Raw genomic sequence first — 25,099 nt, forward strand, 5'->3', positions numbered from 1 at the left:
ATTATTACGGCATATTAATGCAAGTAATAACATCTAAATTAATCCACTTTTATGCGTCAAATCTTTTTTATAATTAATACCCTATTCATAACAGCCACTATTTTTGCTCAAAATGCGATTAACCCATTACTAACACCAGATGGTCATGCCCAGCAAAGATGGGTAGATAGTATATACGATAGTATGTCCTTAAAAGAAAAAATAGGGCAGTTGTATATGGTTCAGGTTATGTCTAATCAGGATCAGGCAACCAAAAATAAAATCGTCGATTTGATTAAGGAATATCAGATTGGTGGTGTTATTTATTCTTTGGGTGGTCCTGTGCGCCAAGCTAAATTAGATAACGAATTGCAAGCCTTATCGAAAGTCCCGATGTTAGTGGGTATGGATGCTGAATGGGGATTAAGCATGCGCTTAGATTCGACCTATGCCTTTCCATGGAATATGACGCTTGGGGCAATTAAGGACAATAAATTGGTTGAACAAACCGGAAGACAAATAGGAGAGCACTGCAAACGATTAGGCGTACATTTTAACTTTGCACCGGTGGTAGATATTAATACCAATCCTAAAAATCCAATTATAGGAAATCGTTCGTTTGGTGAAGACCGTGATAATGTAACCGAAAAAGCCCTAGCTTTCATGAAAGGGATGCAAAGTGCAGGAGTTTTGGCCAATGCCAAGCATTTTCCCGGACATGGCGATACCGATCAGGATTCTCATAAAACCCTTCCTACGGTTAGTTTTGATGAAAAACGTATCGATTCAATCGAGTTGTATCCGTATAAAAAACTCATAAAAGAAGGATTGTCCAGTGTGATGGTAGCTCATTTAAATGTTCCCAGTTTAGAACCTCGAGAAGGCTATCCGTCATCGTTATCAAAACATATTGTTACCGATATTTTAAAAGAGAAATTACAGTTTCAAGGTCTGACATTCACCGATGCTTTAACAATGAAAGGTGCTGCTAATTTTAGTGAAACCGGTGATATTGATTTAGCAGCATTCAAAGCAGGAAACGATGTGATGTTAATGTCGGAAGATGTGGGCATTGGCGTGGCTAAAATTACTGAGGCGTATTATGCCGGTGAAATTTCAGAGGAACGTTTAGCTTATTCAGTAAAGAAAATTTTAAAGGCAAAATATAAAGTTGGTTTGAACAAATACAAGCCGATTGAAGTTAAGCATTTGGTTCAAGATTTAAACCGACTTAAAGATGATATCCTTTATGAAGAACTTTTAGAAAATGCCATTACCATAGTGCAAAACGAAAGAGATTTGTTGCCATTTCAACAATTGGAAACCAAGACCATTGCTTATGTTGGTTTAGGAGATGACGACGGAACACCATTTTTTAATGAATTAAAGAAATATACTAAAGTACATCATATTGAAGCACCAACTTTGAATGGATTAACGGCTAAGCTTCAGGATTACAATACCGTTATCATTGGCTTTCATCGTTCGAATGCGAATCCTTGGAAAAGCTACGAGTTTACCGAAGACGAATTAAACTGGATTGATAGCATTGCTAAATCGCATACGGTGGTATTAGATGCTTTTGTTAAGCCTTATGCCTTATCAAGTTTAAAGTCTGTTACCAATATTGAAAGCATAATTGTAAGCTATCAGAATAGTGAAATTGCTCAGCAAAAATCAGCACAATTAATTTTTGGAGCAATTGATGCAGTGGGAGTGCTACCTGTTTCTATAGGACAAACTTTTCCTCTGGGGCATGGTATTCACAGACATGCGATTAAGCGTTTAGGTTATACTGTTCCTGAGCGTGTTGGTGTAGATTCTGAGAAATTAAATAAAATAGATTCTATAGCTTTTAAAGCGATAAATGGAAAAATGACCCCTGGAATTCAGTTGTTGGTTGCCAGAAAAGGAAAAGTAATTTACAGTAAAAACTTTGGAAAACACACTTACGAAGGAAAGGAAAAAGTGGCCTGGGATGATATTTACGACGTGGCTTCGCTCACAAAAATATTAGCAACATTGCCTTTGGTTATGGAAATGGAGGAAGAAGGTATTATTTCATTAGATTCAGAATTAGGTGAATTACTTCCGGAATACAAAGGTTCAAATAAGGAACATGTTACTATAAAGCAAATGTTGTCTCATTATGCGCGATTAAGACCTTGGGAACCGTTTTATTACAAAACTTTAGATGCTGAAACCGGACGCCCAAGTGACACATATTACAGAACGGAACGCAGCAAGGAATTTGATGTTGAGGTTGCTAAAAATATGTATTTACGTTCCGATTATCCAGATTCTATTCAGAAGATTATCAGAGAATCAGAGTTACTTCCAAAGTTAAAATATCGCTATAGCGACTTTCCTTATTACATTTTAAAGAAATTTATTGAGACTTATTACGACAGAACCTTAGAACAATTAGTACAAAGTCATTTTTATGAACCGTTAGGAGCGAATTATACGTTGTACAATCCGTATCATAAAATAAGTAATAAGAAGATTGTGCCTACCGAGGTCGACAATTATTACCGCTACAGAGAGGTGCACGGATATGTTCACGATATGGGGGCAGCCATGCAAAATGGTATTGGGGGTCATGCTGGAATTTTTAGTAATGCTAACGATGTCGCTAAGATTATGCAAATGTATTTGCAGAAGGGATACTATGGAGGGAAACAATTTTTAATGTCAGAAACAGTAGATCGTTTTAATACGAGTTATTATAGTTCTAAAGATAACAGACGAGGTGTAGGTTTCGATAAACCACAGTTAAGCGGAGATGGTCCAACTTGCGGATGTGTGTCTTTGTCTAGTTTTGGTCATTCGGGGTTTACAGGAACTTACGCATGGGCAGACCCGGAAAAAGAAATAGTTTACGTATTTTTGGCAAATAGAACTTACCCTAATGCAGATCACAATCTGTTGTTAAAAGAAAATATTAGAACCGATATTCAGAGCTTAATATATAAAGCGATTATAGATTAATTAAAGTAGTTATACAAGAAAAATGAAAATAGGTATTGTTTGTTACCCAACGTTTGGAGGTAGTGGTGTTGTTGCTACAGAGTTAGGTTTAGAGCTTTCTAAACGTGGTCATGAAATTCATTTTATAACCTATAATCAACCGGTTAGGTTGGAGTTGTTGAGCAATAATGTGCATTATCACGAAGTGAATGTGCCTGAATATCCGTTGTTTCATTATCAGCCATACGAGTTAGCTTTATCAAGCAAGTTGGTAGATATGGTGAAACTTCATGGTATAGAAATTTTACATGTGCATTATGCTATTCCACATGCTTATGCGGCTTATATGGCAAAGAAAATGCTTATAGAAGAGAATATCTATGTACCTATCGTAACTACGTTACATGGTACCGATATTACTTTGGTGGGAAGTCATCCGTTTTATAAACCAGCAGTAACCTTTAGTATCAATAAGTCTGATGCCGTAACGGCAGTTTCTCAAAGTTTAAAAGATGATACCTTACGCTTGTTCGATATTAAGAATGAAATTAATGTCGTAACAAACTTTATTGATTTAGATAAGCACAATGTCTTATTCTCGGATTGCCAAAGAAGTATCATGGCGAAAGACGATGAGAAAATTATAACTCACATAAGTAATCTTCGCCCGGTGAAACGTGTTGAAGATGTTATTGATGTCTTTTATAACATTCAAAAGGAAATGCCAGCTAAATTAATGTTAGTGGGAGAAGGACCTGAGCGTGAAAAAATAGAAGCACGTTGTGTTGAATTAGATATTTATAATAAGGTGGTATTCTTAGGAAAAAGTAACGAGATAGATAAGATTCTTTGGTTTAGTGACTTGTTCTTACTACCATCTCAAACCGAAAGTTTCGGTTTGGCGGCTTTAGAAGCTATGGCCTCTGGTGTTCCTGTAATTTCAAGTAATACTGGAGGAATACCTGAAGTAAATATTCAAGGAGTTTCAGGGTTTTTAAGTGATGTAGGCGATGTAGCTGATATGACTAAAAATGCACTTTATATTTTAAGCGATGCAGAACGATTAAAAACTTTCAAGGAAAACGCTCGCAAAACCGCTGCGCAATTCGATGTACATACTATTGTTCCTCAATACGAGAAAATTTACGAAGATACTTTAGCGAAGTGTTTAGTGTTATAAACTAAACATGTTGGTCGATTAAAATAGCATTACCATCCGGATCTAAGACCAGAAAGTTTGCAGGTCCGGTTGTGGTCTCATCGGCTTCACTTTTTATTAAAATACCTGAAGATTTAAGGTGTTTTTGTATGGTTCTAGCATCATCAAAAGTATCAAGGGTATTAGCATTTTCATCCCACCCCGGATTAAAGGTTAGTATGTTGTTTTCAAACATACCCTCAAATAAACCGATTAAGGCATTTCCGTTTTTCATAATAAGATACTTTTTATCCATATCTCCTGCAAAAACAGAAAATCCTAAAGTTTCATAAAAGTGTTTTGAAGCTTTTATATCTTTTACATTTAAACTTACAGAGAAGGCTCCTAAATTCATAGCAAAGTATTTATAGTTAACCTTATAAAGATAGGAATAAGGTTTTAAACTATGTAATTTAAGAGGTATAAGGGCAAAAAAAAAAGCGCCAGAATTGGCGCTTTTAAAATAATATATTTTCGATTAGAATTGGTATCTAATACCTAAAGCGATATCAAAATCTAAATCATCGTGGTAATCTCCAAAACCTAATTCAGGTCTGAAATCTAAAGATAACATTAACGGAATGTCAAAACTGTACTCAATACCTAAGTCACCAGCGATAAAAACAAAAGTGTCGTTATCTCCATCGTGTCCAGGTACATCATCGTCCCAGCTATAAGACCCTAAACCACCACCGGCACCAACATACCAGTTAAAACGGTTTTGTAAAGGGAATACCCATTGGTATAAACCTGTAAGTTTAAAACCATCCCAGTTGTTTCCACTTCTCCAGCCTAAGTCAGCTTCTAAACGGTTAGCTGTACCTAACGCATGTTGATAAGAAATTTCAGCTCCGAAACCATCGCTGTCACCAAGTCTTAAACCTAAAGCGTGTTTTGAAATGTCTTGTGCATTCGAGACAAATACAAATCCTAATACTGCAAATGTTACTAAAAATAATTTTTTCATAAAGTTTTAAGTTTTGTTTATTAAATGAATATACGAAGATTTCTAATAAAAAGATTATAATTTTCGTACTCCACAACTAATTGTAAAAATATGATGAAAATTGTAATTATATTTATCTTTTTTAGGAATTATTGAAAATGAAACCTTCCAAATGATCTTAACGACACATTTACAGACACTAAGCGAAAAGTTATCAGGCGAATTATATTTTGACGATTTAATAAAAGCGATTTATGCTACCGATGCATCGGTATATCGTATGTTACCTGAAGCGGTTGCTTATCCAAAAAATAAAGAGGATATAAAGTTGTTAATTGCATTTGCAAAAACGCATGATACATCTTTAATACCCAGGACAGCTGGAACATCGTTGGCGGGACAATGTGTAGGAAAGGGGATTATCGTTGATGTGTCGCGTCATTTTACCAAAATTTTAAGTTTTGATGAACAGGCTAAAAACGTAACAGTACAACCTGGTGTTATTCGCGATGAACTTAATAAGTATTTAAAGCCATTCGGTTTGTTTTTTAGTCCGGTAACATCAACTTCTAATCGCGCTATGATAGGCGGTATGGTTGGAAATAATTCCTCCGGAACAACATCTATTCAGTATGGAGTTACACGCGATAAAGTTGTGGAAATTCAAGGTGTATTAAGTGATGGAAGTGAAGCTGTGTTTCATGAAGTAACTCCTGAAGTTTTTCATAAAAAGGCTAAATCGAATAGTTTAGAGGGACATATTTATCGAAGTATATACGGTGCTCTAAATTCCAAAGGTGTACAGCAGGAAATTAAAGAGAAGTTTCCAAAACCGGAGATTCACAGACGTAATACAGGTTATGCGATTGATGAATTGATTAAATCGAATATTTTTTGCGAGTCTGATGAAAACTTTAACATGTGTCAGTTACTCGCTGGAAGTGAAGGAACATTAGCTTTTTCAACGCAGATTACGCTTAAATTAGACGAATTGCCGCCAATGGAAAGTGTGATGGTGGCGGCGCATTTTGATAGTATAGAAAACTGTTTAAATGCCGTGGAGTTAACCATGGCGCATAATTTGTACACCTGTGAAATGATGGATAAAACCATTTTGGATTGTACAAAAAATAACAGAACACAGCAGGAGAATCGCAGGTTTATTGAAGGCGATCCAAAAGCGGTTTTAATGTGTGAAGTGCGTGCTAACACAAAGGCTGAGGTTGATATTTTAGCTGAAAAATTAGAAGCGAGTATTAAAGCATCAGGATTAAGTTATGCCTTCCCGAAATTGGTTGGCGAAGATATTAATCGGGCCAATACCTTGCGCAGCGCTGGATTAGGGCTGTTAGGAAATATTGTGGGTGATAAAAAATCGGCGGCTTGTATTGAAGATACCGCGGTTGCTTTGCCGGATTTAGCAAATTATATTTCAGAATTTACGGCTTTAATGAAGGGCTATAATCAGGAAGCTATTTATTACGCACATGCCGGAGCGGGGGAGTTGCATTTACGTCCCATATTGAATTTAAAGACATCGGAAGATGTTGGGTTGTTTCGAAAAATCACAACCGATGTGGCGCATTTAGTTAAAAAATATGGTGGCTCAATGAGTGGTGAACATGGTGATGGTATCGTGCGTGCCGAGTTTATTCCGTTAATGATAGGCGATATCAATTATCAGATATTAAAACGGATAAAAGACGCTTTCGATCCTGATAATATATTTAATCCCGGAAAGATTGTCGACGCTTTACCTATGGATGAAAGTTTGCGTTATCAACCCGACCGTAAAGAGCCGGAAATAAAAACCTTAATGGATTTCTCGGGATCACAAGGTATTCTGAGAGAAACCGAGAAATGTAATGGTTCCGGAGATTGTAGAAAACTTCCGGAGTTTGGTGGCGTTATGTGTCCGAGTTACAGAGCTACACGACATGAAAAAGATACTACGAGAGCCAGAGCCAATGCGTTACGTGAATTTTTAACCAATTCAGAGAAGGAAAATAAATTTGATTACGACGAGTTAAAAACTGTATTCGATTTGTGTTTAAGCTGTAAGGCCTGTGCCAGCGAATGCCCAAGCAGTGTAGATGTGGCAACCTTAAAGGCAGAGTTTCTGTATCAGTATCAAAAAGCTAATGGTGTATCGTGGCGAACCAAAATGTTTGCCTACAATAATAAGTTGAATCGTTTTGGAAGTGTGTTACCTGCGTTCACAAATTTTATGTTTTCAAACGGATGGACGTCTTCTGTGTTAAAAAATACTTTTGGTATAGCTAAAGAGCGTCAATTGCCTTTAATTTCGAAGAAAAGTTTTAAAAAAGTGTTTAAAAAACTTGACGATAAAACTTATATAAATAAGCCTATAAAAACAGTTTATCTGTTTAACGACGAGTTTTTAAATTATTTAGATACACCAATCGGAATAGATGCCTTCGAGTTGTTGACCGCTTTAAATTATGAGGTTAAAGTGATTAATCACGCCGAATCCGGACGAACTTTTTTATCAAAAGGATTGTTAGAACAGGCTAAAAAAGTGGCGAATGAAAATGTAACTGTTTTTAAAGGTTTAATTTCTTCTGAAACACCATTAATAGGTATTGAACCTTCAGCGATTTTAAGTTTTAAAGATGAATATTTAAAGTTAGCAGACGATAAAACTTCGGCCGAAGCCATTGCCAAACATGTGTTTTTAATTGAGGAATTTATTCAGATGGAAATAAAATCTGGTAATATTAAGTCGGAACAGTTTACATCAGAATCTAAAACCATTAAATTTCATGGGCATTGTCATCAAAAATCTATTGGAAATCAGTTGTCAAGTTTTGATGTACTTAACTTGCCTGAAAACTACAAAGTAACTATTATTCCGAGTGGTTGTTGTGGGATGGCTGGAAGTTTTGGTTATGAAAAGGAGCATTACGAAGTAAGTATGAACGTAGGTGAACAAACCTTATTTCCAGCGGTTAGAAAAGCATCGATGGAGACAATTATTTCTGCAAACGGAACCAGTTGCAGACATCAAATTAAAGATGGAACAAATCGTGAGGCAAAGCATCCAATAACCATTTTGCGTGAAGCGTTAATCTAAGATTTCTTTTTTTGCTGTTCCACAATGGTAATAGCCGCAATTAAGTCTTTAATTTCCTTGTCTTCAAACTCTTCGTCAGGATAAAACGGAGCTAATTTGTCGCTGCTGTAATTGTAGATTTTCCATCGTTTAAACTGGTATTCTAAAGCCGTAAAATTTTCAACCCAATCGCCGGAATTTAGGTACATGGTTTTGCCGTGTTTGTTTTCAATATATTCCATTTTTGGTTGGTGTATATGTCCGCAAACTACATAATCATAACCATTTTCAATAGCTAAATCTGAAATGGTTTTTTCGTAGTCATCAATATATTTTATGGCACCTTTTACACCATTCTTAACCTTTTTAGATAGCGAGTAACGTTCCTTACCGCGTTTTTCTAAATACCAGTTTACACCACGATTAAGTAAGGTTAATAAGTCGTAACCATAGCCGCCTAATTTGGCCAACCATTTCGCATTTTGTATAGAAACATCAAACACATCACCATGAAAAAACCAGGCTTTTTTTCCGTTTAGGTCTAAAACCAGTTTATCAACAATAGAAATGTTACCAATAGAGGTGCCACTAAATTTACGAAGCATTTCATCGTGATTACCGGTAATGTAAATAATCTCGACACCATCGGCCGCCATATCCATAATCTTTTTTATAACTTTTAAATGTGATTTCGGAAAGTAACGTTTGCTAAATTGCCATACATCAATAATATCTCCGTTTAAAATTAGCGTTTTAGGAGTAATGCTATTTAAATAGGTTAACAGCTGTTTGGCGTGGCATCCGTAGGTGCCCAAATGTACATCTGATATTACGGCAATTTCTATTTTTCGTTTAATCTTCAAGTGTTTAAAATGTTTACTCGATAATCGAGATTAAAATGTTCCGAAGCTTGCCTCGAAATTGAACTTTGGCGTCTTTTAAAGCCTTTAATGTTACTAACGAGGAAGTTTGATGTAAAATACGGGAACACATATTATCTAATCATTATCTAGTATTTATTTAAATATCAGTTTATTGTTAAGTCTGTGTTATCAGTTTTTGGTGCTTTTTGTGTGTGTTTCATGCAATTTCATTTTCGTATCTCTTAGAATAAATTTACTTTAGCAAACAAAATTTTTAGACATGGCGGGAAATTCCTTCGGAAAACTGTTTACATTATCAACTTATGGCGAATCTCATGGTCCTGCGTTAGGCGGGGTTATTGATGGTTGTCCTTCTGGTATTGAGTTAGATTTAGAAGCTATTCAAAATGAATTAGATCGTAGAAAACCAGGACAATCGGCTATTGTAACACAGCGTAAAGAACCGGATACGGTGAAGTTTCATTCCGGAATTTTTGAAGGAAAAACCACAGGAACATCCATTGGTTTTGTGATTGAAAATACCAATCAAAAATCTCACGATTACTCGCATATTAAAGACAGTTATCGTCCAAGTCACGCCGATTATGTTTACGATAAAAAATATGGGTTTAGAGACTATCGCGGAGGTGGACGCAGTTCAGCGCGCGAAACGGCCAGTCGAGTTGTTGCAGGTGCTGTAGCTAAACAAATGTTGAAAAACATTGAGTTTACTGCTTACGTTTCGGCCGTAGGCACCATGAAATTAGATAAACCATACACCGAACTGGATTTAACTCAAATAGAATCTAACATTGTTCGTTGTCCGGATGCGGAAATGGCTGCTAAAATGGAGGCCTACATAAAAGAAGTACGCTCTAAAGGCGATACGGTTGGGGGGGTAGTTACCTGTGTGATTAAAAACGTGCCAATTGGTTTAGGAGAACCGGTTTTCGATAAATTACACGCCGAATTAGGTAAAGCCATGCTATCAATCAACGCTGTAAAAGGTTTCGAGTACGGTAGTGGTTTCGAAGGGAGCACCATGTATGGAAGCGACCATAACGATGCCTTTAATAACGACGGATCAACGAAAACAAATTATTCAGGCGGTATTCAAGGTGGTATAAGCAATGGAATGGATATTTACTTTAACGTAGCCTTTAAACCCGTAGCCACTTTAATTCAAAAATACGAGACTATAGATAAAGACGGAAATACTGTAGAAATGCAGGGTAAAGGGCGTCACGACCCATGTGTTGTGCCACGTGCAGTGCCTATTGTTGAGGCCATGGCGGCATTGGTAATTGCCGATTTTTGGTTACAGAACAGAGCTTTGCATTTGTAGCTGTTTCCCGCTTTCCGTTAAATCTTTTAATGCTTTAACCTTTCTGCTTAAAGCATTAAAAGGATATCACTTCAATCGGGGCTAAGGCTCCGATTCATTTTAATAATATTTAGTAACTTCATCCCAAACAGAAGAAATTATTTAGCAATATGAAAAAACTAGCATTACACTGGAAGATTATAATAGGTATGGTTCTGGGAATCATTTTCGGATTCATCATGAACGGTATCGATGGTGGTAAAGGTTTTGTAGCCGATTGGATTGCGCCTTTCGGAACGATTTTTATCAATCTTCTAAAGTTAATCGCAGTTCCATTAATTCTGGCATCTTTAATCAAAGGTATTTCAGATTTAAAAGATATTTCTAAAATTAAATCGATGGGTTTACGTACCATTAGTATTTATATTTTCACAACGCTGGTTGCTATTGTTATTGGCTTAGGTATTGTAAACACGGTGAGACCAGGTGTTGGTATGCCGCAGGATACCATCGAAAAAATTAAAGCGAAATATGAAAATGACGCTGGCGTAGTCGATAAACTTGCCAAGGCCAGCGCTCAAAAAGATGCAGGACCGTTACAAGCCTTAGTCGATATTTTTCCAAGTAACATTTTCCAGTCCTTTGCTGAGGCATCGATGTTACAGGTTATTTTCTTTGCTATGTTTGTTGGTATTTGTTTGTTATTAATTCCGGAGGAAAAAGCGAAGCCATTAATTAACTTCTTCGATTCCTTAAACGAGGTGGTTATGAAAATGGTCGATTTAATCATGCTTTTTGCGCCTTACGCCGTATTCGCCTTACTGGCAAACGTGATTATAGCCTTCGATGATGTTGAGATTTTAATTAAATTATTATACTACGCAGGCTGTGTCGTTGGTGGTCTAGTGATTATGATTGGATTCTATATGCTACTGGTTAGCATTTATGCTAAGAAATCTCCATTGTGGTTTTTACAGCAAATTAGTCCGGCACAACTTTTAGCATTTTCAACAAGTTCCAGTGCAGCAACATTACCGGTAACTATGGAGCGTGTTGAAGAACATATTGGTGTGGATAAAGAAGTATCTGGTTTTGTTTTACCTGTTGGAGCCACCGTAAATATGGATGGTACCAGTTTGTATCAGGGTATTGCTGCCGTTTTTATTATGCAGGTCATCTGGCCTGAAGGTTTAACGTTTTCTAATCAGTTAGTGATTGTGCTAACGGCGTTATTGGCCTCTATTGGAAGTGCTGCGGTACCAAGTGCGGGAATGGTTATGTTGGTTATTGTATTGGAATCTATAGGTTTCCCGGCTGAATTATTACCTATTGGCTTAGCTTTAATTTTTGCGGTAGATCGACCTTTAGATATGTGTAGAACTGTAGTAAACGTAACCGGCGATGCAACAGTATCGGTATTAGTGGCTAAATCTTTAGATAAGCTACACGAACCTCATGTTAAAAACTGGGATGATAATTTAAAGAAATAAGACTTATGGCTAAGCTTGTATTAAAAGAGTCTTCAGTAACAGTCGACTGGCTTTACAATCATTTAGATGCTGAAAATCTGGTGATTTTAGACGGAACCATTAATAAAGTATTTGATGCTTCAAAGGAGCAAATTCCGAATACAAGATTTTTTGATATAAAGAACAAGTTTAGTGAAGTGGGAGCTCCATTTCCAAGTACGTTTCCTGCAGCAGTACAATTTGAAACCGAAGCGCAAGCCTTAGGGATTGATAAAGATAGTGCTATTGTAGTTTACGACGATAAAGGCATTTATTCGTCGGCACGTGTTTGGTGGTTGTTTAAAGCTTTCGGACATCATAATATTGCAGTGCTAAGTGGCGGATTACCGTCCTGGAAAAAAGCAGGTTACCCAACTGAAGCGATGACACCATATTCCGGACAAACAGGAGATTTTAAAGCTGAATTAAATCCGGAAACAATGAAGTTTTTTAAGGATATACAGGAAGCTTCAGCAAATAAATCGCATACTATTATTGATGCCCGTTCCAGAGGGCGTTTTAATTGTGAAGAACCGGAACCTCGTGAAGGATTACGTATGGGGACGATACCGAATTCGGTGAATTTACCATTCACAGATTTATTGAAAGACGGCGAATTAAAATCGAAAGCAGAAATAGAATTGATGTTTTCCTCATTGGTGAAAAAAGAGGATCAGATTATTTTTTCTTGCGGCTCAGGAATTACAGCTTGTGTACTGGCTTTGGGAGCAGACCTGACTGGTTATAAAAACATTTCGGTTTACGATGGTTCTTGGTCGGAGTGGGGAAGTCTTACCGAAAGCTAAAATCAATTAAAAACAATTTATGAAGTCTTTGTTTTTACCTGTTTTTCTGTTTGTATTCTTTGGGTATGCTCAAAATATTGAATTACAAAATGGTGATTTAATTTTTCAGTCTATTGATTGTGGTCCGTTATGTGATGCGATTAATCAGGTGACAGAAGGTTATAACGGGCATGATTTTAATCACATGGGAATGGTGGTAATTCAAAATGATAAAACACTTATTTTGGAAGCTTCAGGAACAGAAGTGACCTTAATACCTTATGATGCTTTTGTTTTAAAGACGAAAAATCCAATGTATGTTGGGCGTTTAAAAAAACGTTATAGAAACTTGATTACAAACGCTATTGACTTTGGCAAAAAACAAATTGGTACACCTTATGATGTAAATTATTTATATGATAACGACAAGTACTATTGTTCCGAGTTAATTTACGATTGCTTTCTTAGTGCAAACGGACAACCATTTTTTACGTTGTTTCCAATGACATACAAAGCACCAGGTTCGGAGTCGTATTTTAAAGTATGGGAAGACTATTTTAAGAAGTTGAATATGGAAGTTCCCGAAGGTAAACCAGGTTGTAATCCGGGCGGGATGTCTTTATCTAAAAAGATTAAAATCCTGGGAACACTTTAAGATTTACTCTAAAAACTTACTTTTTAATTCCGGAGTAGGAATCATACAAACCTCTTTTTTTCCAAACCATTTGTAACGGTTTTTAGCAATAAAATCGTAAATCCAGTTTCTAATAATTGCAGGAATAATCAGAAAAACAGAAAGGATATTAATTGGAAAGCCTAAATATGATGCAATTTTTAAAGCAGCAGTCGATTTATAGGTGATGACTTTTTCAGGGGTGTAGAGTAGGATAGAATCAGTTTTTTTTGTGTCTATTTGAAATTCTTCTAGAATTTGACTGGCTAATTCACTTTGTAGCGGTGTAAATAAGAATTTATTTTTCTTGTCGTGTTTTATAACAAAGTTAACACTCGAGTTACATAGGTTGCAAACCCCATCAAATAGAATAAGTTGTTTGTTTTTTGGTAAATCGACCTTCATGTTTTAAAGGTATAAAAAAGATAAAACTTGTTGAACTACTTTACGCGTTCAACAAGTTCTAACTGATCCAGGCTTACATTGGTTGTAAAGATACCATAGTTAACCACAGCTTTGTTTTTCTCTATTTTATCGATGGTTCCAATCGCTCGACCATCTTCCAGTCGAACGCGGTCGCCAATGGTTAGAATCGGTTTTGGTTTAGGTGCTTCAATAGCTTTTTGTTTCGCTTCTTTTTTCTTTTCACGAATTACTTCAACCTTTTTCTCAACTTCTTTTTTAACCTTGTTTTCTTTAGCTTTTATTTGTTGTTTTTCTTTCTTGCTAACTTTTTGACGTTTTGAATTTTCAACCTGAACCAGTTTGAATAACTCATCCATTAAGGCGCGTTTTTGTTTGTTGTTGAAATATTTGTCGGCTAAATCATCAACTTTTTGTCCGATATAAATTAAACGCTGATTACTGTCGTAAAGTTCCTGATAGCTTTCCAGTTTCTTTTGAATGCGATTATTGATTTCTTCGAGTTTGTCGGCTTCTTCAATTTTTTTCTTCTCATTCAGTTTTAAAGATTCGCCTGTTTTTTCAAGTTTAGAGCGTTCTTTTTGAAGTTTGGCTATCGTGGCATCGAAACGCACTTTACTACGCTCAATTTTCTTCTTAGCACGGTTAATTAATCCGAAAGGGATACCATTTTTCTGAGCCACTTCAAATGTAAAACTACTTCCTGCCTGACCAATTACGAGTTTAAAAAGCGGTTCCAATGTGCGTTCATCAAAAAGCATATTGGCATTGAGCATGAAAGGTAGCTCGTTGGCTAGTATTTTTAAGTTGGAATAGTGTGTGGTGATAATTCCGAAGGCTTCCCGATGGTAGAATTCCTCTAAAAACGTTTCCGCCAGTGCACCTCCTAATTCAGGGTCACTACCTGTACCAAACTCATCAATTAAAAACAGGGTGTTTTTGTTGCATTTCCTTAAGAAATAATTCATTTGTTTTAATCGGTAGCTGTACGTACTTAAATGGTTTTCTATGGACTGGTTGTCACCAATATCACTCATAACCCGGTCGAACAAGCAGGCTTTACTGCGCTCATGAACTGGAATAAGCATACCGCTTTGCAGCATAACTTGCAACAATCCAACAGTTTTTAAGGTGATACTTTTACCGCCGGCATTTGGTCCTGATATAACGATAATGCGACTGTCTTGTTTTAATTCTACTGTTTGCGGAAAGGTTTTAGCTTTCTTTTTAAGATTGTTAAGATACAGAAGCGGGTGATAGGCTTCACGTAAAAACATACTGCGATCTTCTGTAATTTCCGGAAGAATAGCGTTTAATGATTGTGCGTATTTGGCTTTCGCCGAAATTACATCGATGTTTATTAAAAACTCCTGATACTTTGCAAACAACTCAACAAACGGACGAATATACTCAGTAACCTCTTTTAAAATACGTGTAATTTCTTCTTTCTCTTCGTATTCCAGGTTATTAAGTTCTCGTGTGTATTTTTGTGTAGCCTCAGGTTCCATGTATACAATACTTCCCGTTTTACTACTTCCTAAAATTGTGCCTTTAACCTTTCGGCGATACATGGCTTTTACAGCTAATACACGTCGGTTTTCCAGAACAGACTCGCGAATATCATCTAAATACTCAGAACTGTGATAGGCGTTTAATGCGGTAACGAAACTGCTGTTTATTTGCCCTTTTACTTTATTGATAGACTGTCGCAACTCGTAAAGTTTATCGGAAGCATTGTCTTTAATATCCCCAAAACGGTCAATAATAGAGTTAATTTTATCGATAACTATTTTGGTCACTTCAATATGAGATGCGTATTCATGAAGTTTCGGATAGTATTCTTCAAATTTATTAAGAAATAACACAATCTCGTTTGATGTGGTTGAAATCGACGCAATCTTCTTCAGACTAAAGACCTCTAAAAAAGCATTTTCAATATTTAAAAGTTTAATTTCTTTAGATATGGTCTCGAAACTGTGGTTAGGAATACGGTTGTCGTTAGCAAAGGATGATACATATTCGTTAGTTAACTGTAAACTGTTAAGAAGTTCCGTTTTGTTTCTGTATGGTGCTATTTCTAAAGCTCTTTCGTTTCCAAGTGGGGTGATACAATGTTCGCTAACTTGTTGTAAAACGGTTGGAAATTCTAAGTCTTGTAATGTCTTGTCGTGAATGTTAATCATTCTTTGTTTTAAATATGAATACGAAAGAGGCAAAGTTAAACAATCTGCAAGTAAATTTGAAGCGGTATTTCCTTGTCTTAAAAAATGTTAATTAACATTTGTAACTCATTCTTTAACAAAAGAATAACAAGGGTGTGTTTAAATAGTGAATACCTTACAGCTGCAAAGTTGAGTATGAAGATGCTGTTTGAAAATACAAGTGTAAGTTTTAAAAAATCGTCATCAATCAATCAAACTATAGAACAGTTTGCAAAGCTCAACTCGTTTAGGTTGAGCTTTGTTTTGCCCCAATTATTTTTTAACCATGCAATGAATCGCCCGTTCCGTAGCTTTTTATAATAGTGCTTTCAAACTCTACTAATTGCTTCCAACGTTTTTCAACATCAACCCCTTTACCATATTTTCTGGCAAAGGTTATGAACGTGGTATAATGGCTCGCCTCACTAACCATTAAATCGTAATAGAATTTAGCCAGTTCTTCGTCCTTAATGGTGTTTGATAACAATTTGAATCGTTCGCAGCTTCTGGCTTCAATCATAGCAGAAAGCAACAATTTGTCTACCATACGCTGAATGCGATTTCCGCCTTTATTCATAAATTTAAAAAGCTCATGAACGTAACTGTCTTTACGTTCGGGGCCCAATTTGTATCCACGGGCTTTAATGATGTCGTGAACCATTTGAAAATGTTCCAGTTCTTCCTGCGCAATTTCAAGAAGTTCGGTTACCATATCGGGGTATTCCGGATTTTGAGTGATTAAGGTTATGGCACTGGTTGCTGCCTTTTGCTCACACCAGGCATGGTCGGTAAGTATTTCTTCTATATTTGATTCCGCCAGGTTGGCCCAACGCGGGTCGGTTTCCAGTTGTAAATGAAGCATAATTAAATTTTTACAAAAATAAAGCTTTCGGTAATCTAAGAAATATAATTCCAGATGTTTTTAAATTTACTCAGCTTTCTGTAAGTGTCTAAAACTACTGCGTTATCTGTGGAAGCCAGTTTCGGATCGTCATTAAGGATCTTTTTTGCGTGATAACGGGCGTGTTGTAATAAATCTTTGTCCTTTACAATGTCGGCAATTTTAAGGTTAAGCACACCACTTTGCTGTGTACCCATTAAATCGCCGGGACCTCGCAATTTTAAATCTACTTCGGCAATTTCAAAACCATCGCTGGTTTTAACCATGGTTTCCAGACGTGTTTTACTGTCGTTACTCAGTTTATGTCCGGTCATTAAAATACAGTAACTCTGTTCTGCACCTCGCCCCACACGACCACGTAACTGATGCAATTGCGATAATCCAAAGCGTTCGGCACTTTCAATAATCATAACCGAAGCGTTAGGAACATTTACACCAACTTCGATAACGGTTGTGGCTACCATAATTTGTGTTTCGCCTTTTATAAAACGCTGCATCTCATAATCTTTATCGGCAGGTTTCATTTTACCGTGAACAATGGAAATTTGATAATCGGGCATCGGGAAATCCCGAGCGATACTTTCATAGCCATCCATCAAATCTTTATAGTCCATTTTTTCACTTTCCTGAATTAACGGATACACAATATACACCTGTCTGCCTTTGGCAATTTCTTCCTTCACAAAACGAAAAACATTCAGTCTGTTTTTATCATAGCGATGAACCGTTTTTATAGGCTTTCTTCCCGCTGGTAATTCGTCTATAATCGAGATGTCAAGATCGCCATAAACCGACATCGCCAACGTACGTGGAATTGGAGTTGCAGTCATCACTAAAATGTGTGGCGGGGTCGAATTTTTATGCCATAATTTACTTCTTTGAGCGACACCAAAACGATGTTGCTCGTCTATGATAGCGAGCCCTAAATTATGGAATTCTACCTTGTCTTCAAGTAGCGCATGGGTGCCGATAATGATGTTTAAATCGCCATTTTTTAAAGATTCTAAAATTTCTCTTCGTTCTGAAGTTTTAGTTGAACCTGTTAAAAGTTTTATTCTGATTTTCAGTTCTTTACATAGTTCAAGTAATCCATTATAGTGTTGAACTGACAAAATTTCAGTCGGAGCCATTAAACAAGCCTGGAAACCGTTGTCAAGTGCCATTAACATTGACATTAGTGCTACAATGGTCTTTCCGGAACCTACATCACCTTGTAACAAACGATTCATTTGAGCATTACTGCCTAAATCGGCACGAATTTCTTTTAGTACCCGCTTTTGTGCGTTGGTTAAATCGAAAGGTAAATGTTCTTCAAAAAAGGTTTTAAAATGTTCGCCGATATGTTCAAAAGGAAAGCCTTTAATTTTCGATTTGTGAACTAAATTTTTAATGATGAGCTGCAGCTGAATATAAAAAAGCTCTTCAAATTTTAATCGGAATTGTGCCTTGGTTAACAGCTCCGGACTCTTCGGAAAATGGATGTTAAAAAGGGCTTCATTTTTATTAATTAAATGCAGTTCTTTTCGCAAATATTCGGGAAGCGTTTCGTCAAATTTTCCGTTGGCATCGATAAATAATTGCTGAATAATTTTACTTACTACCCGATTAGAAATACCTCGATTCGATAGCTTTTCAGTTGACGGATAAACAGCCTGCATAGCTGATCTTAAATTTTTTTCGTGCTCAGCTAATGGTTCCAGTTCAGGATGTGGCATGGAGAAGGTGCTGTTGAACCAATTGGTTTTCCCAAACGCCACGTAAGGGGTGTTCAATTTTAAGCTTTCTTTTATCCATTTATGGCCTCGAAACCAAACCAGTTCCATGGTTCCGGTGTCGTCCTGAAATTTTGCCACCAAACGTTTGCCTCGGTTTTGTCCGACTTCAGAAAATGAAATAATTTTACCAATCACCTGGACATCGGCATTGTTGTGTGGCAATCCATTAATCTTGTAATATTGCGTACGATCGATGTAGCGGTTTGGGAATAAATTCATCAAATCCTGATAGGTATGAATACCCAATTCTTTGCGAAGCAATTCGGCTCTGCTCGAGCCAACGCCTTTTAAATAATCGATAGGAGTTTGTAGATTTATTGCCATAACAGGACGAATTTAAACCTTTTCAACCAATTCAAAAAATGGAAAATTTCCGTATTTTGGCTTAATCCTTGTTAGAGTCAAATGGCTTACTTATTTAAAATCTTGTCCGACATGGATTTATAACCCTATAAATATGAAATTCTACCTACTTGCCTTTATTTTTTTTATTACTGGTTTTTTGTGTGCCCAGCAAGCCGATTATGTGGATTTTAAAAGTGCAGCTGTATGGGTGACATTTCAACCCGAGGCGAAAACGGTTTTGGGTGAGGTGACTTATAAATTAGATATTTTAAAATCTAGAGACTCTATTTTTTTAGATGCCGTAAATATGGAATTCTCTCTGGTGACTTTAAATGGAAAGTCGGTAGACTTCCGAAGCGATTCAAAAAAACTGTGGATTAAGCATAAGTTAAAAAAGGGGAAATCCTATGAATTAAAATTTGAATATAAAGCCCAACCAAAGAAAGCCTTGTATTTTATTGATTGGGAGTATCCGAATGGAAACAAGCAAATCTGGACGCAGGGACAGGGAAAATATACGAGTAACTGGTTGCCAAGTATCGACGATATGAATGATAAAATTGAGTTCGATTTAAGCATTACTTTTAATAAAAATTACGAGGTTATCGCCAACGGAAAATTAATAGATAAGCAAATCAACGATTCCACAATGACCTGGCATTACGATATGCGAAAACCTATGGCGAGTTATTTAGTGGCTTTAGCTATTGGAAAGTATGATAAGCAAATCGAGTATTCAGAAAGCGGTAAACCTCTAGAGATGTATTACTATCCTGAAGATTCTTTAAAGTTTGAACCAACTTATAGATACACAAAACAGATGTTCGATTTTTTAGAAGAGGAAATTGGGGTAGCGTATCCGTGGCAGAATTATAAGCAAATACCAGTTAAAGACTTTCTGTATGCCGGCATGGAAAATACCAGTTCGACTATTTTTTCTGATGCTTTTGTGGTTAACGATACGGCTTTTGTAGATAAGAATTATGTTAATGTAAATGCGCACGAGCTGGCTCACCAGTGGTTTGGCGATTTGGTAACCGAAACGTCAGGAACTCACCACTGGTTGCAGGAAGGTTTTGCTACATATTATGCATTATTAGCCGAGCGAAATATGTTTGGTGATAATTATTATTACTGGCGTTTATATGAATATTTACAGGAGCTGGATGTACAGGATAAATCGGGTGGAAGCACGGCACTTTTAAACCAAAAGTCTAGTAGTACCACATTTTATAAAAAGGGAGCCTGGGTGTTGCATTTGCTACGAGAAAAGGTGGGAGATGATGCTTTTAAAAGTGCAGTAAAGAGTTATTTAAATAAGTATGCTTTTAAAAATGTAAAAACCAAAGACTTTATAGCAGAGGTTGAACGGACAAGTAAACAAGATTTAAGCAAGTTTGTGGCACTTTGGTTGGAAAACAAAGATTTAAATTATAACTTGATGTTAGAAAGTTTAAAACAATCGGTGTTTATTCAAGAGTATCTTATGGTAGATTGTGAATTGTATACCTCCAAATGTGGCGAGTATTTAAATTCAGGGATTTCAGATGAGGCTAAAGCTAAGGTGATCGAGCAAATACCAAACCAAATTACATCAGATAATTTTAAAAGCCCTATAAAAGTGCGTCAAGCCATAGCAACATCAATCTCCATTATTCCTGAACGATTAAAACAGGATTATGAGTCATTGCTTCAAGATGAATCGTATGTAACTATTGAAGCTGCTTTAATGAATTTATGGAGAAACTTTCCGCAAGAGCGCTATAAATATTTGAATCAAACAAAAGGCATTTTTGGGTTTCACGATAAAAACATTAGGATGTTGTGGCTGACTTTAGCATTGATTACGGATGGTTTTGAGCCAGAAAATAAGCCTGAATATTTCAAGGAATTAACTGGTTATACATCTCCAAAATACAGTTTCGATATTAGACAGAATGCGTTTATGTTTTTGCAGCAAATACAAGCCTGTAATGAAGTATGCAGAGAAAATTTAAAGGAAGCTACAACGCATCACAACTGGCAATTTTCGAAATTTTCAAAATCGATGTTACAAGCCCTAAACCAAAATTAAAATGAAAGCTTTAGTAATTTCAGGAGGCGGTAGTAAAGGTGCATTTGCCGGTGGCGTGGCCCAATATCTTATTGAAGAGATGAATCGGGACTACCAGATTTATATAGGAACATCAACCGGTAGTTTACTGGTGTCGCATCTGGCTTTAAAGGAAATTGAACGCATAAAACACGTGTATACCAGTGTAACAAACAGCGATATTTTTAGCGTGTGTCCTTTTGTGGTAAAGCAAAAACACGGGAATCAAAATATTGCTATTAATCATTTTAATGTGCTTTTAAATATGTTGCGTGGGAGTAAGACTTTTGGTGAAAGCTATCACTTGAAAGACCTTATAAAAAGAACACTAACACCAGAAGATTTTGAAATTTTAAAGCAATCAACCAAAGACATTGTAGTTACCGTATCTAATATTTCACTGAATCAGGTAGAGTACAAAAGCATTAAAGACTTTGATTATGATGAATTTTGTGAATGGATCTGGATTTCCAGTAATTACACGCCTTTCATGACTTTAGTTAAAAAGGATGGTTGCGAATATGCCGATGGCGGTTTAGGAAATATGGTGCCCATTGAGGAAGCTATAAATAGAGGCGCTACCGAAGTTGATGCTATAATTTTACAAACCGAAGTGACTCAATATAACCGATTACCGTCAAAAAACCCCTTTTCTTTAATGACCAATATGTTCACATTTATGCTCGATAGAATCGAATCTCAAAATATAAAAATAGGTAAACATGTGGCTAACCATACTAATGCCATTATTAATTTTTATTACGCGCCAACGGTGTTAACCACAAATTCATTAATCTTTAACAAAGAAAAAATGACCGAATGGTGGCAAAGTGGCTATAATTTTGCCAAGTTTAAAAATAAACAAGTAAGCGCGTTAGAAGATTAGTATATGAAAGCATTAGTAATTTCCGGAGGTGGCAGTAAAGGTGCGTTTGCTGGTGGTGTAGCGCAATATTTAATGGAAGAACAAGGTAAAGAGTACGATATGTTTCTCGGTACATCAACAGGCAGTTTGCTGGTACCTCATTTAGCGACCAATAGTCTGAGTAAATTACATGAGATTTTTACCAACGTGAAGCAAAATACCATTTTTAGTATCAATCCGTTTGTGCAACATAAAAAGGATGGCAGGGAGTATGTATCTATTAATTACTTTAATTCCATTCTCCAATTTATAAAACGTAAACGTACATTTGGTGAGAGTAAAAATTTAAGACGTCACATAAAAAAGCATTTTAGTGAAGAAGAATTTAATTTAATTCGAGATACGAAGGAAGATGTAGTGGTTACGGTATCTAACCTGTCTAAAAACCGGGTCGAGTATAAGTCTATTAACGATTTTAGTTATGAAGAGTTTTGCGACTGGATTTGGATTTCCTGCAATTACATTCCGTTTATGTCCTTGGTAAAACGTGATGGCTTTGAGTATGCCGATGGTGGACTGGGATGTGTAATTCCTATTCGGGAGGCTATTCTTCGGGGAGCAACTGAAGTTGATGCGATAGTTTTGGAAAGTGAAAATCTGGAATACAATAAAGTTTTAGGTAAAAACCCATTCTCTTTGATGATTAACCTGTTTGGGCATCTGTTAGATCAGGTCGAAAAGGCCGATATTGCTATTGGTAAACTCGCAGCAAAGCACCGTAATGTAAAACTGAATTTATACTACACCCCAACTCAACTTACCGAGAATTCATTAATATTTAGTAAGCGCTTAATGACCAAATGGTGGGAAGATGGCTTTGAATATGCGAAACAGAAGCATATGGGGGATAATGAATTAAGTGATGTTGAATAGTAAAAAAGACAGCCTACTAGGTTGTCTTTTTTACTATTCAAGAGTACATGTTTTACAAAATATTCTTCACTTCATCTTTAATAAACGAAAGGGCCAAATCGCTTGGGGCACGGCGTTCTAACATTTCGGTTAATACCACTTCGCGTAGTTTGTCGGCGGTATCAGTTTTTTCAAGTAAACTAGCTTTCCTTATCAGTTGTATGGTGGCGTTTTTAGCTGTATTAATAATGCTCCAACACTGTTCGCTTACGTAAATCTGCTGTGCTAAATTATGTTCAAACTCCGACTCAATGGCTTGGATTAACATGGCTTCATAGGTGTTTTTATCCGATGAGGTTGGTGCTACTCGAAGTAAAAGTTTAGATGGTGCAATGCGCTCTAAAAACAAGGTCATACGTTCGTAGGCTTGCAGGCGTGTTGGTAAGGCGCTTACTTCCAGATCTTTTTGTAGTAAAAAGCGTCTGCGACCATCTTCATTTTTAGTGTGTTCTTTAAAAAAATAATATGCTATAAGTCCGGTAATTAATGACGGAATAGCAAATAATAATAAATCGATAATTCTTGACGAATCCATAAAAAGTAGTGTTAAGTTTATTTATTCCCTCCCAAATATATACAATCTTTTAAATCCTGCATACCTGTAAATGGTACATATGTTTTGTTGTACATATAGGTTTTGCTTAGTTCTTTAGATAAATTGTGATCATCTACGTTAATTTCGATATCACTCATTTTAAACTGGCAAGGGTGTTCGTAACCTGCCGCATGGGTAATTTCAATAAATTCTTTTCTAAAGGTTTTAAAATACTGAGCCAGTCTCGCCGATTTTAATGTCGGGTCAATGCCACTTTGTAACCATTTACTTTGCGTGGCAACACCACTCGGGCAACGGTTGGTGTGACAAACTTGCGCCTGAATACAGCCAATACTCATCATAGCTTCGCGAGCTACATTTATACAGTCGGCACCCATGGCAAAAGCCATGGCGCCTTTGGCAGGGAATCCTAATTTACCGCTGCCAATAAAGACAATGCGTTCGGTGAGTTCTTTACGCTGAAAAAGTTTGTATAAGTCGCTGAACCCGTAAACCCAAGGCAGAGAAACGTGGTCTGCAAAGCTTGGAGGCGCAGCACCTGTGCCGCCTTCGCCACCATCAACGGTAATGAAATCTGGACCTTTTCCTGTTTTTAACATGATATCGGCAAGCTCTTCCCATTGTTCCAGTTTACCAATAGCTGCTTTAATTCCAACAGGTAAACCGGTAGCTTCAGCTATTTCTTCAATAAAATCTACCATTTCAGCGACATTTGAGAATGCAGAATGGTTTGGTGGTGACAACACATCTTTGCCTAATTCTACATGACGAATGGCTGCAATTTCTTTGGTGATTTTTGACGCTGGTAGCACACCGCCTTTACCCGGTTTAGCACCTTGAGATAGCTTTACTTCAATAGCACGAATAAATGGATTATCTTCTACTAATTTTATCAGTTTGTCTAAGGAAAACGAACCATCTTCATTTCGAACACCAAAATAACCGGTTCCGAAGTGAAAAATAACATCACCGCCGTGACTGTGGTAAGGAGACAGGCCGCCTTCACCTGTATTATGATAAGCTCCAGCCAATTTTACACCTTTATTTAAAGACTCAACAGCTTTTGCCGAAAGCGAACCGAAACTCATAGCAGAAACATTAATTACTGATGCCGGACGAAATGGTTTTTTTCGATTATTGGGTAATCCCATGACTTTAGCACATGGTAAAAAGGTTTTGTCTATTTCGTTAGGATGGTTTTCTTTTGGCTTATAAGGCATCATTGCGTTATTAATAAAAATATGCTGATGTGCATAAATGTCAGTATCGGTTCCGAAACCTTCATAATTGTTTTCTTTTTTAGCCGAGGCGTAAATCCAGCCGCGTTCAATACGGTTAAATGGTAATTCCTCACGGTTGTTAGCGACTAAATACTGGCGCAGTTCGGGTCCAATTTTTTCAAGCATATACCTAAGATGACCAATAATAGGGTAGTTATGGCTAATAGTGTGTGCTTTTTGAAGAAAAATATCTCGAATGGCAACGCATAACAGTATAATTAATATCCAGCCCCACCAGGAAATATCAGATAAAAAAGAGAACATAAATTTTATAAATTTTCAGAATTTAAGATAAAGATATTTAAATTTTAATAAATGCTTTGGGCATTTATAATTGTTTATAATTATTAATAAAACCTTTTAATTAAAC

The 25,099-nt window shown here is 36.5% G+C and carries 19 protein-coding genes; 10 read left to right on the forward strand and 9 right to left on the reverse strand.

Annotation, left to right across the window (positions count from 1 at the left end; translation table 11 throughout):
• The first annotated feature begins 51 nt into the window (after positions 1-51).
• On the forward strand, positions 52-2,970 hold the full coding sequence (locus R1X58_RS11660; RefSeq protein ID WP_240572915.1) for a glycoside hydrolase family 3 N-terminal domain-containing protein: 2,919 nt from the start codon (positions 52-54) through the stop codon (positions 2,968-2,970).
• A gap of 22 nt (positions 2,971-2,992) precedes the next feature.
• On the forward strand, positions 2,993-4,129 hold the full coding sequence (gene bshA, locus R1X58_RS11665; RefSeq protein ID WP_240572916.1) for an N-acetyl-alpha-D-glucosaminyl L-malate synthase BshA: 1,137 nt from the start codon (positions 2,993-2,995) through the stop codon (positions 4,127-4,129).
• Position 4,130: 1 nt separating this feature from the next.
• On the opposite strand, the gene R1X58_RS11670 is transcribed toward bshA, so the two are convergent.
• Together R1X58_RS11670 and R1X58_RS11675 are read right to left on the reverse strand one after the other, a co-directional pair.
• Positions 4,131-4,502: a VOC family protein gene (locus R1X58_RS11670; RefSeq protein ID WP_240572917.1), complete on the reverse strand. Its 372-nt coding sequence runs from the start codon at positions 4,500-4,502 to the stop codon at positions 4,131-4,133.
• Positions 4,503-4,625: 123 nt separating this feature from the next.
• Positions 4,626-5,114 carry a hypothetical protein gene (locus tag R1X58_RS11675; protein WP_240572918.1) on the reverse strand — a complete coding sequence of 163 codons (489 nt, stop codon included), beginning with the start codon at positions 5,112-5,114 and terminating at the stop codon, positions 4,626-4,628.
• Between the two features lie 151 nt (positions 5,115-5,265).
• On the opposite strand from R1X58_RS11675, the gene R1X58_RS11680 reads away from it, so the two are divergent.
• Positions 5,266-8,187, forward strand: coding sequence for an FAD-binding and (Fe-S)-binding domain-containing protein (locus R1X58_RS11680; RefSeq protein WP_240572919.1), 2,922 nt, complete (start codon positions 5,266-5,268; stop codon positions 8,185-8,187).
• Here the strand turns inward: R1X58_RS11680 and R1X58_RS11685 are convergent.
• Positions 8,184-9,029, reverse strand: coding sequence for a UDP-2,3-diacylglucosamine diphosphatase (locus R1X58_RS11685; protein ID WP_240572920.1), 846 nt, complete (start codon positions 9,027-9,029; stop codon positions 8,184-8,186). The two genes, R1X58_RS11680 and R1X58_RS11685, sit on opposite strands and share 4 nt — an antisense overlap.
• A 280-nt stretch (positions 9,030-9,309) precedes the next feature.
• Between R1X58_RS11685 and aroC the strand changes: the two genes are divergently transcribed.
• From aroC to R1X58_RS11705, 4 genes are all read left to right on the forward strand, one after another.
• Complete coding sequence (aroC, locus tag R1X58_RS11690; RefSeq protein WP_240572921.1) at positions 9,310-10,374, forward strand: chorismate synthase; 1,065 nt, start codon at positions 9,310-9,312, stop codon at positions 10,372-10,374.
• A 149-nt stretch (positions 10,375-10,523) separates the two neighbouring features.
• A complete protein-coding gene (locus R1X58_RS11695; protein WP_240572922.1) occupies positions 10,524-11,843 on the forward strand; it encodes a dicarboxylate/amino acid:cation symporter in 1,320 nt (439 codons plus the stop codon).
• A 5-nt stretch (positions 11,844-11,848) separates the two neighbouring features.
• Entirely contained in the window at positions 11,849-12,667 is an 819-nt protein-coding gene (locus tag R1X58_RS11700; protein ID WP_240572923.1) for a sulfurtransferase, read from the forward strand.
• A gap of 19 nt (positions 12,668-12,686) precedes the next feature.
• Complete coding sequence (locus R1X58_RS11705; RefSeq protein ID WP_240572924.1) at positions 12,687-13,301, forward strand: YiiX/YebB-like N1pC/P60 family cysteine hydrolase; 615 nt, start codon at positions 12,687-12,689, stop codon at positions 13,299-13,301.
• Positions 13,302-13,304: 3 nt separating this feature from the next.
• Here R1X58_RS11705 and R1X58_RS11710 read toward each other — a convergent pair whose 3' ends face one another.
• The 4 genes from R1X58_RS11710 to recG form a co-directional block, all read right to left on the reverse strand.
• On the reverse strand, positions 13,305-13,724 hold the full coding sequence (locus tag R1X58_RS11710) for a thiol-disulfide oxidoreductase DCC family protein (RefSeq protein WP_240572925.1): 420 nt from the start codon (positions 13,722-13,724) through the stop codon (positions 13,305-13,307).
• 35 nt (positions 13,725-13,759) lie between these two features.
• Positions 13,760-15,925, reverse strand: a complete 2,166-nt coding sequence (locus R1X58_RS11715; RefSeq protein ID WP_240572926.1) for an endonuclease MutS2 — start codon at positions 15,923-15,925, stop codon at positions 13,760-13,762.
• A 298-nt stretch (positions 15,926-16,223) separates the two neighbouring features.
• Entirely contained in the window at positions 16,224-16,805 is a 582-nt protein-coding gene (gene miaE, locus R1X58_RS11720; RefSeq protein WP_240572927.1) for a tRNA-(ms[2]io[6]A)-hydroxylase, read from the reverse strand.
• 35 nt (positions 16,806-16,840) lie between these two features.
• Positions 16,841-18,943: an ATP-dependent DNA helicase RecG gene (recG, locus tag R1X58_RS11725; RefSeq protein WP_240572928.1), complete on the reverse strand. Its 2,103-nt coding sequence runs from the start codon at positions 18,941-18,943 to the stop codon at positions 16,841-16,843.
• 133 nt (positions 18,944-19,076) lie between these two features.
• Between recG and R1X58_RS11730 the strand changes: the two genes are divergently transcribed.
• Genes R1X58_RS11730 through R1X58_RS11740 form a run of 3 tightly spaced genes read left to right on the forward strand, consistent with a single transcriptional unit; the run spans position 19,077 to position 22,854 of the window.
• Entirely contained in the window at positions 19,077-21,038 is a 1,962-nt protein-coding gene (locus tag R1X58_RS11730) for a M1 family metallopeptidase (protein ID WP_240572929.1), read from the forward strand.
• Between the two features lies 1 nt (position 21,039).
• Complete coding sequence (locus tag R1X58_RS11735) at positions 21,040-21,942, forward strand: patatin-like phospholipase family protein (RefSeq protein ID WP_240572930.1); 903 nt, start codon at positions 21,040-21,042, stop codon at positions 21,940-21,942.
• Positions 21,943-21,945: 3 nt separating this feature from the next.
• On the forward strand, positions 21,946-22,854 hold the full coding sequence (locus R1X58_RS11740; protein WP_240572931.1) for a patatin-like phospholipase family protein: 909 nt from the start codon (positions 21,946-21,948) through the stop codon (positions 22,852-22,854).
• 52 nt (positions 22,855-22,906) lie between these two features.
• Here the strand turns inward: R1X58_RS11740 and R1X58_RS11745 are convergent, their stop codons facing one another.
• Together R1X58_RS11745 and R1X58_RS11750 are read right to left on the reverse strand one after the other, a co-directional pair.
• Positions 22,907-23,428: a DUF7935 family protein gene (locus R1X58_RS11745; RefSeq protein ID WP_240572932.1), complete on the reverse strand. Its 522-nt coding sequence runs from the start codon at positions 23,426-23,428 to the stop codon at positions 22,907-22,909.
• 17 nt (positions 23,429-23,445) lie between these two features.
• Positions 23,446-24,993 (reverse strand): FMN-binding glutamate synthase family protein, encoded by a 1,548-nt coding sequence (locus R1X58_RS11750; protein WP_240572933.1) that lies wholly within the window; start codon positions 24,991-24,993, stop codon positions 23,446-23,448.
• Positions 24,994-25,099: the final 106 nt, after the last annotated feature.

The sequence above is a fragment of the Aestuariibaculum lutulentum genome (genome assembly GCF_032926325.1).
Lineage (GTDB): Bacteria > Bacteroidota > Bacteroidia > Flavobacteriales > Flavobacteriaceae > Aestuariibaculum > Aestuariibaculum lutulentum.

Bases quoted from the DNA above. Each gene is read 5' to 3' on its own strand.
- R1X58_RS11675 (WP_240572918.1), bottom strand. From the start codon at position 5,114: ATGAAAAAATTATTTTTAGTAACATTTGCAGTATTAGGATTTGTATTT.
- R1X58_RS11680 (WP_240572919.1), top strand. From the start codon at position 5,266: ATGATCTTAACGACACATTTACAGACACTAAGCGAAAAGTTATCAGGC.
- R1X58_RS11745 (WP_240572932.1), bottom strand. From the start codon at position 23,428: ATGGATTCGTCAAGAATTATCGATTTATTATTATTTGCTATTCCGTCA.
- R1X58_RS11730 (WP_240572929.1), top strand. From the start codon at position 19,077: ATGAAATTCTACCTACTTGCCTTTATTTTTTTTATTACTGGTTTTTTG.
- R1X58_RS11670 (WP_240572917.1), bottom strand. From the start codon at position 4,502: ATGAATTTAGGAGCCTTCTCTGTAAGTTTAAATGTAAAAGATATAAAA.
- R1X58_RS11705 (WP_240572924.1), top strand. From the start codon at position 12,687: ATGAAGTCTTTGTTTTTACCTGTTTTTCTGTTTGTATTCTTTGGGTAT.
- R1X58_RS11700 (WP_240572923.1), top strand. From the start codon at position 11,849: ATGGCTAAGCTTGTATTAAAAGAGTCTTCAGTAACAGTCGACTGGCTT.
- aroC (WP_240572921.1), top strand. From the start codon at position 9,310: ATGGCGGGAAATTCCTTCGGAAAACTGTTTACATTATCAACTTATGGC.
- R1X58_RS11710 (WP_240572925.1), bottom strand. From the start codon at position 13,724: ATGAAGGTCGATTTACCAAAAAACAAACAACTTATTCTATTTGATGGG.
- R1X58_RS11740 (WP_240572931.1), top strand. From the start codon at position 21,946: ATGAAAGCATTAGTAATTTCCGGAGGTGGCAGTAAAGGTGCGTTTGCT.
- recG (WP_240572928.1), bottom strand. From the start codon at position 18,943: ATGGCAATAAATCTACAAACTCCTATCGATTATTTAAAAGGCGTTGGC.
- R1X58_RS11715 (WP_240572926.1), bottom strand. From the start codon at position 15,925: ATGATTAACATTCACGACAAGACATTACAAGACTTAGAATTTCCAACC.
- R1X58_RS11660 (WP_240572915.1), top strand. From the start codon at position 52: ATGCGTCAAATCTTTTTTATAATTAATACCCTATTCATAACAGCCACT.
- miaE (WP_240572927.1), bottom strand. From the start codon at position 16,805: ATGCTTCATTTACAACTGGAAACCGACCCGCGTTGGGCCAACCTGGCG.
- R1X58_RS11750 (WP_240572933.1), bottom strand. From the start codon at position 24,993: ATGTTCTCTTTTTTATCTGATATTTCCTGGTGGGGCTGGATATTAATT.
- bshA (WP_240572916.1), top strand. From the start codon at position 2,993: ATGAAAATAGGTATTGTTTGTTACCCAACGTTTGGAGGTAGTGGTGTT.
- R1X58_RS11695 (WP_240572922.1), top strand. From the start codon at position 10,524: ATGAAAAAACTAGCATTACACTGGAAGATTATAATAGGTATGGTTCTG.
- R1X58_RS11735 (WP_240572930.1), top strand. From the start codon at position 21,040: ATGAAAGCTTTAGTAATTTCAGGAGGCGGTAGTAAAGGTGCATTTGCC.